Genomic DNA, 16,000 nt, shown 5'->3' on the forward strand with positions numbered 1-16,000 from the left:
GGTTCAAGAGCCATCGAACGCCGTGTATCGGCACGCAAGGAAGCACCATGCCGCGTCAGTCGGATCTACGTTTTACCTTCGCCGCCACGCCCAGCGGCAACACCCAGCCGCCTGCGTTCGATGTCGTGAGCTTCGAGCTGCGCGAAGCGCTCTCCGAACCGTTCGTGCTGACGCTGGACTTAGCCAGCGCCGATCCGGCCGTGGACTTCGGCGCCGTGCTCGACCAGCCCTACCTGTTCACTCTATGGCGCGATGAGGAAGCGGTGCGCTACGTGCATGGCGTGGTGTCCTCCTTCGAGCAAGGCACCACCGGCCACCGTCGCACCCGCTACCGCGCCGTGGTGGAGCCGCTGCTGGCCCGTGCCGGCCTGCGCTCGGACTGGCGCATCTTCCAGCAGCAAACGGTGCCGCAGATCCTGCAAACCGTGCTCAAGCGCTCCGGCATCCTCGATACCGAGCAGGCGCTCACCCAGGAACACCTGCCGCGTGAGTACTGCGTGCAGCCCGGCGAGACCGACCTGGACTTCTTCCAGCGCCTGAGCGCGGAGGAAGGCCTGTACTACGCCTTCGACCACACCGCCCAGGGCCACCGGCTGGTCCAGGGCGACCTGCTCTATACCCACGGCGTCATCCAAGGCGGCCCGGTGACCTACAACGCCACCCCCGGCGGTGATCAAGCCGAGCCCTGCCTGCGATCCTTCCGCTATACCGAGCAAGTAAGAACGGCCTCGCAAACGCAGAAGGACTACACCTTCAAACACCCGCAGTACGGTCAAAGCCATACCAGCGATGGCAACAACCTCGACCATCAGGCACGCGACTACGAGCGCTACGACTACCCGGGGCGCTATAAGCGGGACGAAGCGGGCAAACCGTTCACGCAGACGCGCCTGCTGGCGCTGCGGCGGGATGCGCGACTCGCCACCGTCGAAGGCGATGATGCGCGATTAGTTCCCGGTTTCGCCTTCGACCTGGACGGCCATCCGCGCGAGGACTGGAACACCGGCTGGCGCACCGTGCGCATGGTGCACACCGGCACCCAAAGCACCAGCCAGGAAGAAGACGCCGCCGACGCTACGGTTGGCACGCACTACCACTTCGAAGCCCAGATCATCCCCGATCGCGTCGAGTGGAAAGCACCGCTCTATCCCAAGCCGCGCATCGATGGGCCGCAGATGGCCACCGTGGTCGGCCCCAAGAACGAAGAAATCTTCACGGACAACTACGGCCGCGTGAAGGTCCAGTTTCCGTGGGATCGCGAAGGCCAAAACGACGAACACAGCTCCTGCTGGATGCGCGTGAGCCAAAATTGGGCCGGTGCTGCCTGGGGCCATATGGCCATCCCGCGCATCGGGCAGGAAGTCATCGTCAGCTACGTCGATGGCGATCCAGACCAGCCGATCATTACGGGGCGTACGTACCCGGCCACCAACCCACCGCCGTACGACTTGCCGCGCCACAAGACGCGCATGACCATCAAAAGCCAGACCCACAAGGGCAAGGGCTTCAACGAACTGCGCTTCGAGGACGAGAAGGACCAGGAGGAAATCTACGTCCACGCGCAGAAAGACCAGAACATCGTCGTCAACCACGACGAAACCACGCGGGTCGGCCACGACCGCAAGGAAAACGTCGAGCACGACGAAACCATCAGCATCGGCCATGACCGCACCGAAAGTGTGGGCAACGACGAGCAGGTGACCATCGGCAAGGACCGCCGTCACCAGATCGGCCAGGATGCGGTCCTCACCATCGAGCGGAACCACACGATCAGCGTCGGCAAGGATCGCGTCGAAACCGTCGGCAATCACCGCAAGGACCAGACCACCGCCAATCACCTCATCGATGTGGGCGGCCATGTGGAGCAGACTGTGCAAGGCCATCACAAGCTCACGGCCGGCCAGAGCATCGAACGGCAGACGCAGCGGTATCAATTGCAGACCAGCGACCGCATTGTCATCCACGGGCCGGGCGGCACCATCACCATCGATGGCGGCGGCGTCACTCTGGAAGGGGTGCAAATCAAGCTGAAAGGTCCGATACAACAGTCGGGTGGCGGTGCCAACGGGTCGGCGTTTCACGCCTCGGTCGTTGAAGGCTTACTGGCCGACTGCACGGAAAAGAACCGATGAATGCCGGCATCGTTCAAGCCTTTGTCGATGATAAGCGTACCGCCGCTGATTACCTTTACGTGTTACTGGACCCTTTGGCCGAGTGCGGCGATGCACACTCCTTAGGGGTCGCTGCGCTCACGGAGCGTTTGGGCGACGATGCCATCGTACGCGTGCCGCGTGCGGACCTTGCCCACGACCCCGAGACCTTCCCTGCACTTGTCATGCTGGCTGCACCGGGTGTTGTCCCCGATGCCGATCTGTTGGCCGCGTTACACGCTTACGCCATGAGCGATGTCGACTACCGTAAGCGGTACGTCTGCGGCTGGCTCACGAGCCCCATGCCACCAGCGTCGATGGCCGCGCATCTGGCATCGCTTTGTCAATTCGCACCACAACCCAGCACGGAAAGGTTTATCCCCATTTTCGAGCCCCCCCGACTTGAACTACTGGCCGCCACCGTGCGCGGCGGGCTGGACGCATGGTTATGGCCCGTTCGCCACTGGCTCTATCCCAGTAGTTGGGGAAGTTTCGCCTTGTTCAACGGGAGTAACCACGCATCGACGGACTGGCCGGCGAGGGTGTACGACGTGCAACGCGAGGCGCCCACGGTGAGCCACGTACTGGCGGCGTGGCGCCGCGCTCAGCGCGATCGCCTGTCGTACGCACCCCGTCGCTGGCATGGCGATACCGTGCTGCCTCCACAAGCCGCCTCCGAAGCGTTCCGTATGATTCGCGATGCACGCAAGCGGGGGCTAAGGGATACGCAAGACATCGTGGTGTTATCGCTGCACCGCTTGGTCATCCACCCCAACTTACCCGAACACCCAAAGGTCCGCGACGCCATCAGGCAGACTGCTCGTGGCGAAGCCCCGTTATCCACCCTTTTCGATAGCTACGACGACCACGCATGGGCACGCATCGCCGCGTACCTCGACGCGCACAGGGATGAGCTATGAGCACCAGCCAGACACTAAGCACCGTTGCCGCGGAAACCAGCCCGCTGCCTCCGGGCGCATGCCGCGCCTGTGAACGCAAGGGCCTGCCCATCCTTCCGCTGCGGCAAGCCGTGCTGCCTGCCCACAAGGGCTTGGCCCAACACGGCACGCTGACAAACCCGGCTGTGCAGTCGTCTTTGCGCACGCTGCGTGAGGGTTACGTCTATGTGTTGCTCGATCAGAAACAATGGCAGGCCTACCAGGTCACCCCCGAGGGTTACCTACGCCAGTTCAATCCCTACGAAATGCCGCGCGCCAAGCCGCAGCCGCTGTCCAAGGCCTGCCTCACCGCCGGCCATGATCTGCGCGCCTCGTTTCTGAACATCGACACCCGCGCGCATAAGCAAGCGTGGATCGCCTTCGCGCAAGATCCGTGGCCGGCGTCCGTGCTCGATGCCTACAAGAGTGGCAAAACCCCGCGCGCCGATTATCGCCAGCGCTTTACCGTGGTCGACCTTGCCGCCCTCAAAGCGGACCCCGCGAAGACCCAGGCGCTCGCGCTGGAACATGCCCATCCGCTGGCCGGTCAGGTGGCCGAATACACCAGCGGCATCGACGATTTCGGCAGCATCCACGGCTGGTATCCACGCCAGCCACATGCACAGGCTATGCGCGACTACTTGCGCATCCTTGAAAAGCAGTACGGACTCACCAACGGCGTCGCCGGCATCATCCTGCCAGACCCGGTCGGTGTGGTGCGTGAGTTGAACAATCTGCGTCTCGCGCAAAGTACGCAACTGCAACGCTGGGCGGAAGGCCCCAAGAACCGCTACCAACACCTCACCTCACAGTGCTTGCTCGGCATTCGCACCTTGCTCGCCAAACGTGCGGATGATGCCGTCCCGGACAGCCCTACGCCCCTGCTCGATATCATGCCCAGCGAATCAGGCACGCCCCCGGTCTTTGGTGACCCAGCCAAGGAGCGTGCCGATGCTGTGCGCTATCAAACCGAGCAGACGATCGGGCGACTAGAAGGACGCTATAGCGAGTCCGCACGCAAAAGCTTCCAGGACGCTTACGACAAGGCTGTCGCCAACGCCCAAAAGATCATCGACGCTCACGCCAAGGATTGGGCCGCCGTCATTATCGCCAGCCCCGACTGGCGCCGCATTGTCGAACTGGACTATGCCGACGCGACACCGCGCTCCTTGTCGTGCCGCCTTCAAATGGTGTCGGACTGTCTAGCTGGCGGTATCACTGATGCACCACCGCCGCCTGCCAAGCCTGGTGAGAAAACGAGCGGCGAAGTGCTTGGCCCTAGTGGCAAGGTATGGCAGCAATTGTTGAGCGACCCCAAAAGCCCGGCGTACATCGCCCTACAAGGTCAACACACGGACCTCATCACAGCATTAACACCGTTGTTTGGCGCAGGCGCCATGCCCAATGATGCCGGCAAGAAATATTACGACACGCTCAAAGGCGTAGTGGGCAGTGAAGGCATCGCCAATTGGCGCGAGCATGTCACCGTCACAGCGGCCGATCACCTGATGGCCGCCATGCACGATGCGGCCAACCGGTTAGATAAGCAGTTGAGTGCCGGCGTCAAAGCGGCGCTGGACGCGCTCCATCAGGGCAGCGCATGGCTTTACGGCGGCGCACAGTGGACGCAGGTCAACGTGCAGTTGGCCATTGGCGAGTGCTTCGACATCCTTTCCGAGAACCTGCACGGCATGGTCGACTCGGCTAAGCAAGGCGCAGGGCGTCGCGTGCGCGCCATGGTGTTCAGCGGGCTGCTGGCCATTCCAAATCCTGTCGTGCGCAAAACGGTCATCCACGTCACCCTATGGGTCAGGGGTAGCGCCGAAGAAGTCCACAAGCAATGGCAATCCCTTGGTCAGGGCGCCAAAGCCGAAGCGAATGCCGTGTGGCGCGAGGTGTCGGCCGGCGCCAAGAACCTCGCGCCCGATGTCGCTCAAGTCATGAAGGGCTTTAAAGTCAGCGCCAGCGCAGCGCGCTCGTTTGCATCGCGCAGTTTTGCGAGCATGAAAAGCCTGTCCGTAGGCGGAGTGGATGGCGGCCTGTCACTCATCAGCCTGTATTTCCTGCAAGACAGCCTGAAAAGCAGCCTGGCTGACCTGGACACCAAGGTCGGCGCACGCCACCCCGAGGCTGTGGCGGCGTTCTATGGCGCGTCCGTGGGCATGATGGGCGGTGCGGCGGAAGTGGCAGGCCAAACGATCAAGGTGCCGGCCGAGGCTGTGAAAGCATTTGTGCTGCGCGCGGGAGCAGCGGACGCGCCTGCGCTGACGAAAGTGGTGGGGCTGGGAATGACCTTGGTGAAGGCGGGTGGCGTGATTGCGGCGGTGGGGGGGATTGCGGATGGGGCGGCGAATATCAGTGCTGTGGTACGAGTCGCAAAGGTTGGAGATGGATGGGCTGCTGGTGCTTATGCCGTAGCAGGTTTTCTTTCATTGGGGGGCGTATGGTTTAGTTCCATTGGAGCGCTTGAAGCCGGCGTCCTCTTCGGGCCACTAGGTATCGGTATTGCCTTAGGACTCGCAGCGTTCACGCTGGTTCAGGTCGCAAAAAGCAACGAATCTGATGCATTGGAACTTTGGGCGCGGCACAGTTGTTTCGGTAGCGATCCCAAGCATCGAAAGTGGGGGCTAACCGATAAGGACGGCAAGCCGGTCGAGGTAACAGACATTGCCGCGATCATGGACAGCGCCATCGCAGCCTTAAATGCCGCCGTGCTCGGCATGGATGTTGCGCTGGGCTTCGATAGTGCCAAACGTCTGATGGATAGCACCGCGCTTGCGACAGCAGACGTCGAAGTGCTTAAAAATACCGGCGGTATCGAATCCGGTACGGCGTTGAATTACCGAATCGTGCTGCCGGGATTCGATCCCAACTTGTCGCGCTATCGCTTTACGCTAGAGGTAAGCCGATTCGGGTTGCGCAAGGATGGCAGGCGTGAGCCAACCATCATCAAGCAAACGCTCGCCTCAGGGCAGGTTAACGATGAAGGCAGTATCGCCGAGCCAACCGCTATCCCGCGACCAGACTACACACTTCAAGAAGAAAAGAAGCCCACGGGTAAGGTGCCCGTTCTGAGCGGTAGCTATTGGCTTGATGCACACAATGGGTTTAAGGCAGCTACGCTGATCATTAGCTATTGGCCGGACAAAACAGATAAGAATGGCGTCGCAATCGTCGAGCTGACGGAGCTGGCGTAATGACGTCGCCCAAGCTCAATCCACCATGTGCGGGTTGGCAACAAGACCTTCCCGGGCCGAACGAGCCATTGGCCGAAGCACCTACGCTGCTTTGGTTGACGCCAACGTGCCTTGATAATGTTTATATGCAGCTATCTCGTAACACGTTAAGTGTCCGAGGTTTTTTGCTCGTTGGAGCATCGATGATGGCTCTCACCACTATCGCCTATGTCGCATTTGCCGTTTGGCTGCCACTTTCCATGGAAATGCTTGGGGATAGCTTGGCGGAAATCGCACTTTATGTGTCGATTCAAATCGTGATGACCGCATTTGGCGTGTGGTCTACGCTGGTCTTTTATCGCATAGACGCCTCCCCACCCCGAGACCTTCCGCTTCGTTTTAACCGCCTTCGCCGCAAGGTCTACGTCTACGGCTTTCACTCGGTTTGGTGGAACCCGTTTACGCGCTGGTACGTCACCACCGCCAGTTACCATTGGGACGATTTGCGTGCCGAGAAATGGAAGGTGCGCGGCGCCACCGCCAATGGCGCTTTGATCATCAAGGAGGGCGTGTCTATCGCCGTGGTCAAGCCCGGCACCAACGAAGTGATTGAGCGCTTCGACCTGAGTACACGCGCTGCCAATACCAGCAACGTGTGGGCTTACGTTTGTCATTACATGCAGCATGGCAGGGAGGGGCTCAACCCCAGCGAAGCCGAGCCACGTGATATGAACGACGTGCCGCCTTACAACCTCGCGCTACGCCTGGCGCCTAAGGTCGAGTGGCCCGCTGAGATGGATATCGAATCACGCAGTGCGCCGTGACCATGCCCGACCTTGACTATGCCAACGACGCGCCGACCACTTGAGAATGATGTTGCAATCGTCGAGCTGACGGAGTTGGCATGATGGTTGCGCCCAAGCTACACCCGCCATGCAAGGGATGGCAACGCGACTTGGCGGGACCCAACGAATCCGTTGAGGAAGGGCCGGAGCTGCTGTGGGCTGCGCCCAACTATGTGGACGAAGTCTACATGGAGCTATCGCGGAGGCGTCTCGTGCCATCGCGAAGCATGCTATTTTTGTTTGGATGCGGTGCGTGCATTGCTGTGATACTAGCGCTATCAACACTGGCCGAAGTGGTCAGTGATGTGGCGAGAACGGGCTTTCGTGAAGAGAGCGCCCTGATCTTTCCATTTCTCGCCCTTGCACTAACTGCAGGCGTGTCCGTCGCCCTGCTATGCCTCCGCACGGCGCTTACCCTGCCGCCCGATCAACCGATCCGCTTCAATCGTGCGCGCCGCAAGGTATACGTTTATCAGGTTCAAATGACTCAGAACCCCTATGAGCGTTGGCCCACCACAACCCGTAGTTACAACTGGGACGACCTGCGTGCAGAGGCTTGGAAACAACGGGGCGCGACACTAAACGGCGCTGCAGTATTCAGCGAAGGCGTTTCGCTGGCGGTGGTAAGGTCAGGCACCAACGAAGTCATTGAGCGCTTCCGTTTGGCTGGCTCCGTGCAAACGGCCATCTGGGCCTATATCTGCACATATATGCAGAAGGGGCCGCAGACGTTGAAGCCAAGCGATTACGCACCTATGGATGCTAACGACATCAGTAATGACCCCATCCTGCGCTGGGCGCCAAAAATCGAGTGGCCTGATGGCATGGATGCTGAGTCGCGTAGCGCGCCATGACACGATTACGCAATCGTCATGTCAACCACCATCGCCCGACCCGACTACACGTTGCAAGAAGAACGTAAACCATCCGCCGCATCTCCCGTGCTAAGCGGAAGCTACTGGCTGGACGCTGTGAATGGCATTCGATCCGTCACGCTCACCATCACCTACTGGCCGGATAAAACGGATGAAAGTGGCCTTGCCGCTGTCGAACTGACGGAGTTGGCGTAATGATGTCGCCCAAGCTCAATCCACCTTGCTCCGGCTGGCAGCAGGACCTTCCTGGGCCCAATGAGCCATTGGCCGAAGCACCTACGCTGCTTTGGTTGGTGCCAACGCACCTCAATGAAATATTCATGGAGTTGCCACGCAATACATTGAGTGTGCGTGGGCTGATGGTCTGGTTTGCGTGGCTCATGGGAGCCATCACTTTCGGCTATGTCGCATTTGCCGTATGGCTGCCACTTTCCATGGAAATGCTAGGGGATAGCCTTGCTGAAATCGCACTTTATGTGTCGATTCAAATCGTGATGACGGTATTTTGCGTGTGGTCTACGCTGCTCTTTTATCGCATAGACGCCTCCCCACCCCGAGACCTTCCGCTTCGTTTCAACCGCCTTCGCCGCAAGGTTTACGTCTACGGGTTCCACTCGGTTTGGTGGAACCCGTTTACACGCTGGTACGTCACCACCGCCAGTTACGATTGGGACGACTTGCGTGGCGAAAAATGGAAGGTACGCGGCGCCACCGCCAATGGTGGTTTGATCATCAAGGAAGGCGTGTCTATCGCGGTGGTCAAGCCCGGCACCAACGAAGTGATCGAGCGCTTCGACCTGAGTACACGCGCTGCCAATACCAGCAACGTGTGGGCTTACGTTTGTCATTACATGCAGCATGGCAGGGAGGGGCTCAGCCCCAGCGAAGCCGAGCCACGTGATATGAACGACGTGCCGCCTTACAACCTCGCGCTACGCCTGGCGCCTAAGGTCGAGTGGCCCGCTGAGATGGATATCGAATCACGCAGTGCGCCGATCTAAGTGAGAAAACACAGACTGTTCCGATGAATTGCCCTATCCATAAGCCGCTTCGACACCTATGCGTTGTTCTTCGGCCTATGACAACGGCGTGTACGGCACACCTCAATGCAACTAGGTAGGAGTTTTTGTATGCCCGCCATCGTTCTTATCGGCAACCGCCATGCCTGCCCCATCCACGGTGACGGCACCGTTACCACCGGCACGGCTGGCGTCACCGTCAACGGCCGCGCGGCCGCATGCATTGGCGACCACATCAGTTGCGGTGCCGTTATCACCACCGGCTCATCGTCCACGTTCGGTGGGCAAGGCATTGCCTATGTGGGGTGCCAGACCAGTCACGGCGGCACCTTGGTGGAAGGCGATGACAGCTGGCAGCTTGACTGATTGCACGCCATCGCAGGCGCCGCACCCTGTGATGGATCGGATCCCTGGTGCACACGCGTACACCGAACAGGTGCAAACGGCTTCGCAAACGCAGAAGGATTACACCTTCAAGCATCCGCAGTACGGCCAAGCCCAGCGCAGCGAGGGCGTCAACCTCGATCACCAGGCACGCGACTACGAACGCTACGACTACCCCGGCCGCTACAAACAAGACGAAGCCGGCAAGCCCTTTACCCAGACGCGCCTGCTGGCGCTGCGGCGGGATGCGCGGCTCGCCACCGTCGAAGGCGATGACGCGCGATTAGTTCCCGGTCTCGCCTTCGACCTGGACGGCCATCCGCGCGAGGATTGGAACACCGGCTGGCGCACCGTGCGCATGGTGCACACCGGCACCCAAAGCACCAGCCAGGAGGAAGACAGCGCCGACGCCACGGCCGGCACGCACTACCACTACGAAGCCCAGATCATCCCCGATCGCGTCGAGTGGAAAGCATCGCTCTATCCCAAGCCGCGCATCGATGGGCCGCAGATGGCCACCGTCGTCGGTCCCAAGAACGAAGAAATCTTCACGGACAACTACGGCCGTGTGAAGGTGCAGTTTCCGTGGGATCGCGAGGGCCAGAACGACGAGCACAGCTCGTGCTGGATACGGGTGAGTCAAAATTGGGCCGGTACCGCCTGGGGCCATATGGCGATCCCGCGCATCGGCCACGAAGTGATCGTCAGCTATGTGGATGGCGACTGCGACCAGCCGATTATCACGGGCCGTACGTACCCGGCCACCAACCCGCCGCCCTACGACTTGCCGCGCCATAAGACGCGCATGACCATCAAAAGCCAGACCCACAAGGGCAAGGGCTTCAACGAACTGCGCTTCGAGGACGAGAAGGACCAGGAGGAAATCTACGTCCACGCGCAGAAAGACCAGAACATCGTCGTCAATCACGACGAAACCACGCAGATCGGCCACGACCGCAAAGAAAACGTCGAGCACGACGAAACCATCAGCATCGGCCATGACCGCACTGAGACGGTGGGCAACGATGAGCAGGTGACCATCGGCAAGGATCGCCGTCACCAGATCGGCCAGGATGCCTTTCTCACCATCGAGCGGAACCACACCGTCAGTATCGGCAAGGATCGTGTCGAAACGGTGGGCAATCACCGGAAAGACCAGACCGCCGCCAACCACCTCATCGATGTGGGCGGCCATGTCGAACAGACGGTGCAGGGTCACCACAAACTCAGCGCGGGGCAAAGCATCGAGCGGCAGACGCAGCGGTATCAGTTGCAGTCCAGCGACCGCATTGTCATCCAGGGACCGGGTGGTGCCATCACCATCGACAGCAGCGGCGTCACCATCGAAGGCAGCATCATCAAGCTCAAGGGGCCGGTTCAGTCACAGGCGGCTGGCGCCGGCAATCCTTTTGCGATGAAGGGAACGCCGTCTTCCGGGAAACCGCTTGATCGGTTATGCGGCAGACAAGCGGATGGAAGTTGTCCGCTACCGGATTGCTCCTGCCAAAAGGGGCGTGTGGGATGACGACTGTTAGCGATACCGCTAACGCGGGCGTACCCGTCATGCTTGGGGCAAATCCATCCATAAAGGATCTTCCGAACACCTCCTTCACCTATCTGTTGCTGCATACACGGGTGCTGGAGGATTGGGCGTACCAACCCTCCCCACCGGATGCTTCGGAGCTGTCGGCAACGGCTCCCGGCGTGGTTGACCTGGTGCGCGCCGTCAGTCCACTCGCCATGCGACGCTGGCTATGGGATGGCTTAACGGAAGAGCCAGAGCGAGGACCGCTACTGGTCGACGCCACCGGCGACACCCCGCTACTGGAACATGCGTTGGCCCACTGGGCGCCCGTCGCCGGTGTGCTGTTTATCGGTGCGGCATGCGCCATGGACAGCATGCATCAGCATCTACAGAGTCTCACACACTTCACGATGCCGGATCAGGGGCAAGCCCAGTTTGGATTTATGCCCAGTCACCTGTCCGCCTGGCTGAACGCGCTCGACGCTCAGCATCGTCACGCATGGCTTGGACCCATGAGCCCCTTGCTGTGGCGAGAGAATCGAGGTCCGGCGCATCGTTGGTATCGCCTTGAGCAAACCACACCGGGTGCCACGCAAACCCGCCTCGACTGGCTGCAACTGCGCGCCGATGAACTGGCGGCTTTTGACCACCATGTGCGCGAACATTTCATCGCGGGCCTCGCCAGCGAACTGCTTGCTCTGCCGACCTACGGCATGCTGAGCACAGCGGAGGCCCAAAGCCATGTGCGGGAAACACTGGCCGAAGCCGCCAAGCTCAACATCAATGCCGATGAGGATTTCCGCGCTTGCGTTCTCCTGCTCGCGCGTCATCCCGCATTGCAGGCCGACCCTACGGCGCAAGCCCTGCTTAACGACCTCAGCCAATCGCCCGCCGCGCGCCTGCGCGCCGTGGCGGCCCTGGTGAACGAAAAGGACCTCCTATGACTAGCTCCATGGCCGGTGGCGCCACCTCTTCCCCGTCGTGCAGCTCGCGCATCCCCATCGTTCCGGTGCGTTATGCCGTGCTGCCTGGCGATCCGGGGGCAAAGCCTTATGCCTATGCGGCTTCGGGCTACGCCCTGGATCAAGGTTTGCCAACGCTTAAAGAAGCCACGTACACGTTACGCGCCCTGCGGCCCGGCTATGTTTACGTGTACATGAGCGGCCCTCAAGGCGAAAAGCTGGTTATCCACGAGTACGACGGTCAAGGCAAATACCGCGAACTCACGTATACCGGACTGGAGAACTACCACAAACGCGACGCCTATCATGAAGGCGGTGCGTCCTACTGGGTTTGGGCCGATACCTGCCCCGATACCGCCAAGGACGTGTGGATCGGCTACAGCACCCATTTGTGGACCAATGCCATCACCACCAAAGTGATGGCCAATAAATCGTGGCGCCAGCGCTTGATGCAGCCGCTGGATATGCACGAGCTGACCAATGGCGAAAAGAAACCATCCTCCCAGAAGCACGTGCTGCCAGCCTCGGCACTGAGCACCTGGGTGGAGGATTACAAGCCCAAGGCGCAGCGTGTGCCCCTGGCATGGAGCGCCTGCTTCAGCCAGGACGAGCTGCCCCTGCAAGTCATTCTGGCTCAGGCCGCCAATTACCCCAGCACCCAGCCGCGCGTGCCGGTGGCGGTGGCGCTATACGACGCAGAAGGGCTCACGCTTGAGCTTGGGCTGACCGTGGCAGCCCGGCGGCACCAGGCACTGGATCTGAAAAACGCCCTGCTCGCACCCACGGCCAAGAGCGATAGCGCCGGATTGCCCGCGTGCATGCGGCTGGACGTGGAGAAAGTGCAGCCGGCGAGTGCCGACTTTCTACGCAAAAATACCGTCGCCCTGCTGCTCGACCAGACCCTGCGCGGCATGTACAAAGGCGGCAACACCCCAACCAGCCGCGACCCCGATGCGCTTGCCAAGCTGCGCGGCGAAAGCAGCCGCGCGCAGCCTGCCGGGCGGCGCGCTTCCAGCGACAGCGAACGGACGTACGACGTACTTACCGACAACGAGTTGTCACCGGATGGCGCGCGCTTCGCCAAGCGGATAGACGAGGCCGCGTACAAAAAATTCCTGGCCGAGCGCGACGCGGCGGACCAACAGCTCAAGGGGCTGCTCGAGCGTCTGGCGGCGGCGTGCGCCAACCAGGATGCATGGTTAGCCACCGCCGAAATCGCCAACCTGGAGAAGCCCTACAGTCTGGCCGCCGCCTTCTCTTCCTACGATCGCGAGCACAAGGTTTCAGCCCAGGGGCTGGAGCAAACCATCGCCCTGTGCATCCACAACATGGGCAACTGTCTGTTGGGCCAGGATGGCAAAGACCCGCGCTACAAGCGCCTGGAAAACTGGGTAGACGACAAGGGCAGTCCCATCTACATGGGCTTGGCCGCCTACAACCCGTTCAAGCTGGCGATTGAGCAGCTCAAGCAGAAAGACGACGTCAAAGGGACGCTGTTGAGCGCCAGTGCCACCGTCATCAACGAGTTGCGCGCGAAATTCGAAGACGTTAGTGGCGCCACTGACCTGATCGCCGAAACGACCACTACGGTACTCATGAAGCGGTTGAAGGGCCAAACGCGCTGGGACAAGAGCCGCAACCTGCGCCAACGGGTTCAGGCCGCCGCGACCGAAGCCGAGATGCAAGACGTCCTGGGACTACTGGCCGCGCGGTACGGCGTTACCGACCATCTCCCCGCCGCCGAGGCCAAATTCACCAACGAAGTACAAGCCCTTATTGACTCGGGCATGGCACGCGCCGTGGAGAACAAGAAAACGGTTCAAGTGGCGACCAGCTCGCGTACGGTCACGTTGACCGAAACCAAAACCGTCGTCGTTCGCCCCACCCTGGCCGGCTGGGGCAAGACCGGCACCCTGGGGGCACTCAACTTCGCCGTGCTGTATTTCAACTACGTCAATTTGATGAGCACCTATAAGGACATCACCAGCCACTACAGCAACGAGAACGCGACCAACCTCGCCTCAGCCATTTTCGGCACGATGGGCTCGCTGGGTGCGGCCATGGTCAGTGTGCGCGTGGTCCAGGTGGGCATCTTGTCTACGATAGCGACTCGCCTGCCGGGCGTTGGCTATCAGCTGGCTGTAAAGAGTTTTCTCAGTAGTGTTGCCTTTACTCGCGCGATGGGATATCCGGCAATTGCGCTGGGACTACTGACAGATGGCATGAAAGCCTCGCGCCTGGGGCGAGGAGGCAATGTGGAAGCTGCTGGCTACACCGCTGGCGGCGGTCTTGCCATGGCTATAGGTGGCTTTGCCTTGACCGAGGGCCTGATTGGCTTTGCCGGTGGCGTTGCCTGGATTCCAGTAGTGGGCTGGGGCGCAGCCGCCGTAGCTCTCGTCGGAGCCGCGCTGATTGGCACCGCCTTGTGGCTGTACGGCAAGGCCGATGCGGCAAACAACCGTCCGATGGAACTGTGGGTCACGCGCAGCGTATTCGGCAACCGCATGGGCGATGACAGCAGCCGAAACGAAGCCGACTACCGACCCCGAACCTTTGTCAATCTCAGCGAAGAGCTGCAGGGTTGGTACCAGGCGTGTTTCGGGCCCGTGCTGCTCAATGCGGAAGCCGCCAAGCAACTGGGTTGGACTGGAGTGGACTCCACCTTTGAGCACAACTGGCTCGAAGCCAATGCCGCCGAGTTCACCGTGTTGTTGCCCGGCTACATCCTGGGTCAAAGCTTGTGGGACTACGAGATAAGCGTGCCGCCTCGCCCTGGCGAGCGTCTGCCGCTCGCCGTCTACCGCGACGCCGTGCCAAATCAGCGCATCACGCCTCATGGCTTGCTCGTGCACTACCGCCGTGCCATCACCACCGGCAATAACCTGCAATTACGTTTGACCTATCGTCCCAATCAGGGCCTGAGCGAGGCGGCGGAAGTCGCGGCCAGCTTTGTGTTTGGCGGCTGATCAAGGAGGCGAAGCATGGCAACACCACAAACGATCTGGACACCGCAATCGCCGGCCACCGGTGCTAAGCCAAGGATTGGAGATCAGTACGTTGGTATGGGGCGACAGGTGCTTTGCCTGCGTCGGCCTTATCTAGAAGTATCTGTGCTGATGGCGAAGATGCTTATAGCATCGATCATTGGTATGACAGTTTTTTTTTCGTACCTGCAATGGACGTTACCGGCGCGCCCACCAGAATTTGGCCCACCTGACGCCTGGGACGCTTGGCTTAAATTTTTTTTCTACTTCGGACCAGCCATTTGCTTTGGCCCCTTTCTCACGTTAAACCTTCGCCGCCTAAAGATGTCCCATATCTACTTCAATCGATACACCCAGCATGTGTATGGTAAAGAGGGTGCACAGTCGTACGAGGGTGATTGGAAAGGCATTCATGCCAGCCCGACATCCTTCGTGGATGCCAGCAACGTCGGCGCTGTCACGCGTTTTCGCCTGGAAATGCTAGTACCCGGCGTGCGCCCCATGCCGCCGCACCGCTTCTGGCAAAAGCGCCTTCCTCCAGGCATGTTTCTCGTACGCCTGATGAGCAATGCCGACGCGGATCCGCGTACCGAATTTGTCGCCGAGGTCTGGGAGTACATCCGCACCTTCATGGCCCACGGCCCTGACACGCTACCCATTCCCGCCGAGCCCAACTGGTGGATGCTGCCGCTGCACCGCGTGGTGCTTACACCGCGCGAGGCGTGGCGCCATTACGCGCCCTGGTTCACCGGCGAGCCCGGTGAGCATCAAGGCAAAAGCTGGTTTAACCTTCCGTTCTGGGCACTGCTGTTTCCGCTCACCCTGTCGACATCGCTGTGCTGGTGGGCCTTTTGCTGCGTCGTGGGCATTCGGCCTCTGCTGCCACCGCCGGAAGCGATGGAAGGCGAGAGCGGGCCCTTGGTCACCATCGAGATGGCGCAACAGGGCATGCGGCCCTAGCCACTGAATGGATATGGCCCCCACCTGGGATTACCACAGGTTCGACACAAGCATCGCGGCGTTCACCGTGTTGTTGTCCGGCTATTCCGCATCGTTCCAAAGACTCCGCACCTGATGCCGCCGAATCTCGCTGATGTATTGCAAGTACAGAACCGACGCTGACGGGCAACTCGCCAACGAGA

General features: G+C 60.6%; 12 protein-coding genes. All 12 read left to right on the top strand.

Annotation, left to right across the window (positions count from 1 at the left end; genetic code table 11):
- Positions 1-47 precede the first annotated feature (47 nt).
- The 12 genes from ABIC75_RS22260 to ABIC75_RS22315 all read left to right on the top strand — a co-directional run bounded on the left by ABIC75_RS22260 (position 48) and on the right by ABIC75_RS22315 (position 15,818).
- Entirely contained in the window at positions 48-2,132 is a 2,085-nt protein-coding gene (locus tag ABIC75_RS22260; protein ID WP_354016090.1) for a type VI secretion system Vgr family protein, read from the top strand.
- A complete protein-coding gene (locus tag ABIC75_RS22265; protein WP_354016091.1) occupies positions 2,129-3,070 on the top strand; it encodes a hypothetical protein in 942 nt (313 codons plus the stop codon). Before ABIC75_RS22260 ends, ABIC75_RS22265 begins: the two co-directional genes overlap by 4 nt.
- Positions 3,067-6,285 carry a T6SS effector BTH_I2691 family protein gene (locus tag ABIC75_RS22270; protein WP_354016092.1) on the top strand — a complete coding sequence of 1,073 codons (3,219 nt, stop codon included), beginning with the start codon at positions 3,067-3,069 and terminating at the stop codon, positions 6,283-6,285. Before ABIC75_RS22265 ends, ABIC75_RS22270 begins: the two co-directional genes overlap by 4 nt.
- A complete protein-coding gene (locus ABIC75_RS22275; protein ID WP_354016093.1) occupies positions 6,285-7,088 on the top strand; it encodes a DUF6708 domain-containing protein in 804 nt (267 codons plus the stop codon). The genes ABIC75_RS22270 and ABIC75_RS22275 overlap by 1 nt, the downstream gene beginning before the upstream one ends.
- Before the next feature lie 80 nt (positions 7,089-7,168).
- Positions 7,169-7,963 (top strand): DUF6708 domain-containing protein, encoded by a 795-nt coding sequence (locus ABIC75_RS22280; protein WP_354016094.1) that lies wholly within the window; start codon positions 7,169-7,171, stop codon positions 7,961-7,963.
- A gap of 18 nt (positions 7,964-7,981) precedes the next feature.
- Positions 7,982-8,179: a hypothetical protein gene (locus tag ABIC75_RS22285; protein ID WP_354016095.1), complete on the top strand. Its 198-nt coding sequence runs from the start codon at positions 7,982-7,984 to the stop codon at positions 8,177-8,179.
- Positions 8,179-8,985 carry a DUF6708 domain-containing protein gene (locus tag ABIC75_RS22290; protein WP_354016096.1) on the top strand — a complete coding sequence of 269 codons (807 nt, stop codon included), beginning with the start codon at positions 8,179-8,181 and terminating at the stop codon, positions 8,983-8,985. The genes ABIC75_RS22285 and ABIC75_RS22290 overlap by 1 nt, the downstream gene beginning before the upstream one ends.
- Before the next feature lie 129 nt (positions 8,986-9,114).
- On the top strand, positions 9,115-9,369 hold the full coding sequence (locus ABIC75_RS22295) for a PAAR domain-containing protein (protein WP_354016097.1): 255 nt from the start codon (positions 9,115-9,117) through the stop codon (positions 9,367-9,369).
- 31 nt (positions 9,370-9,400) lie between these two features.
- Positions 9,401-10,912, top strand: coding sequence for a type VI secretion system Vgr family protein (locus ABIC75_RS22300; RefSeq protein WP_354016098.1), 1,512 nt, complete (start codon positions 9,401-9,403; stop codon positions 10,910-10,912).
- Entirely contained in the window at positions 10,909-11,856 is a 948-nt protein-coding gene (locus ABIC75_RS22305; protein WP_354016099.1) for a DUF4123 domain-containing protein, read from the top strand. Before ABIC75_RS22300 ends, ABIC75_RS22305 begins: the two co-directional genes overlap by 4 nt.
- An 8-nt stretch (positions 11,857-11,864) precedes the next feature.
- Entirely contained in the window at positions 11,865-14,840 is a 2,976-nt protein-coding gene (locus ABIC75_RS22310) for a T6SS effector BTH_I2691 family protein (protein ID WP_354016100.1), read from the top strand.
- A gap of 15 nt (positions 14,841-14,855) precedes the next feature.
- Positions 14,856-15,818 carry a hypothetical protein gene (locus tag ABIC75_RS22315; RefSeq protein WP_354016101.1) on the top strand — a complete coding sequence of 321 codons (963 nt, stop codon included), beginning with the start codon at positions 14,856-14,858 and terminating at the stop codon, positions 15,816-15,818.
- Positions 15,819-16,000 lie beyond the last annotated feature (182 nt).

It is taken from the genome of Dyella japonica (genome assembly GCF_040545895.1).
GTDB classification, from domain to species: Bacteria; Pseudomonadota; Gammaproteobacteria; order Xanthomonadales; family Rhodanobacteraceae; genus Dyella; species Dyella japonica_D.

Bases quoted from the DNA above. Each gene is read 5' to 3' on its own strand.
- ABIC75_RS22260 (WP_354016090.1), top strand. From the start codon at position 48: ATGCCGCGTCAGTCGGATCTACGTTTTACCTTCGCCGCCACGCCCAGC.
- ABIC75_RS22265 (WP_354016091.1), top strand. From the start codon at position 2,129: ATGAATGCCGGCATCGTTCAAGCCTTTGTCGATGATAAGCGTACCGCC.
- ABIC75_RS22270 (WP_354016092.1), top strand. From the start codon at position 3,067: ATGAGCACCAGCCAGACACTAAGCACCGTTGCCGCGGAAACCAGCCCG.
- ABIC75_RS22275 (WP_354016093.1), top strand. From the start codon at position 6,285: ATGACGTCGCCCAAGCTCAATCCACCATGTGCGGGTTGGCAACAAGAC.
- ABIC75_RS22280 (WP_354016094.1), top strand. From the start codon at position 7,169: ATGATGGTTGCGCCCAAGCTACACCCGCCATGCAAGGGATGGCAACGC.
- ABIC75_RS22285 (WP_354016095.1), top strand. From the start codon at position 7,982: ATGTCAACCACCATCGCCCGACCCGACTACACGTTGCAAGAAGAACGT.
- ABIC75_RS22290 (WP_354016096.1), top strand. From the start codon at position 8,179: ATGATGTCGCCCAAGCTCAATCCACCTTGCTCCGGCTGGCAGCAGGAC.
- ABIC75_RS22295 (WP_354016097.1), top strand. From the start codon at position 9,115: ATGCCCGCCATCGTTCTTATCGGCAACCGCCATGCCTGCCCCATCCAC.
- ABIC75_RS22300 (WP_354016098.1), top strand. From the start codon at position 9,401: ATGGATCGGATCCCTGGTGCACACGCGTACACCGAACAGGTGCAAACG.
- ABIC75_RS22305 (WP_354016099.1), top strand. From the start codon at position 10,909: ATGACGACTGTTAGCGATACCGCTAACGCGGGCGTACCCGTCATGCTT.
- ABIC75_RS22310 (WP_354016100.1), top strand. From the start codon at position 11,865: ATGGCCGGTGGCGCCACCTCTTCCCCGTCGTGCAGCTCGCGCATCCCC.
- ABIC75_RS22315 (WP_354016101.1), top strand. From the start codon at position 14,856: ATGGCAACACCACAAACGATCTGGACACCGCAATCGCCGGCCACCGGT.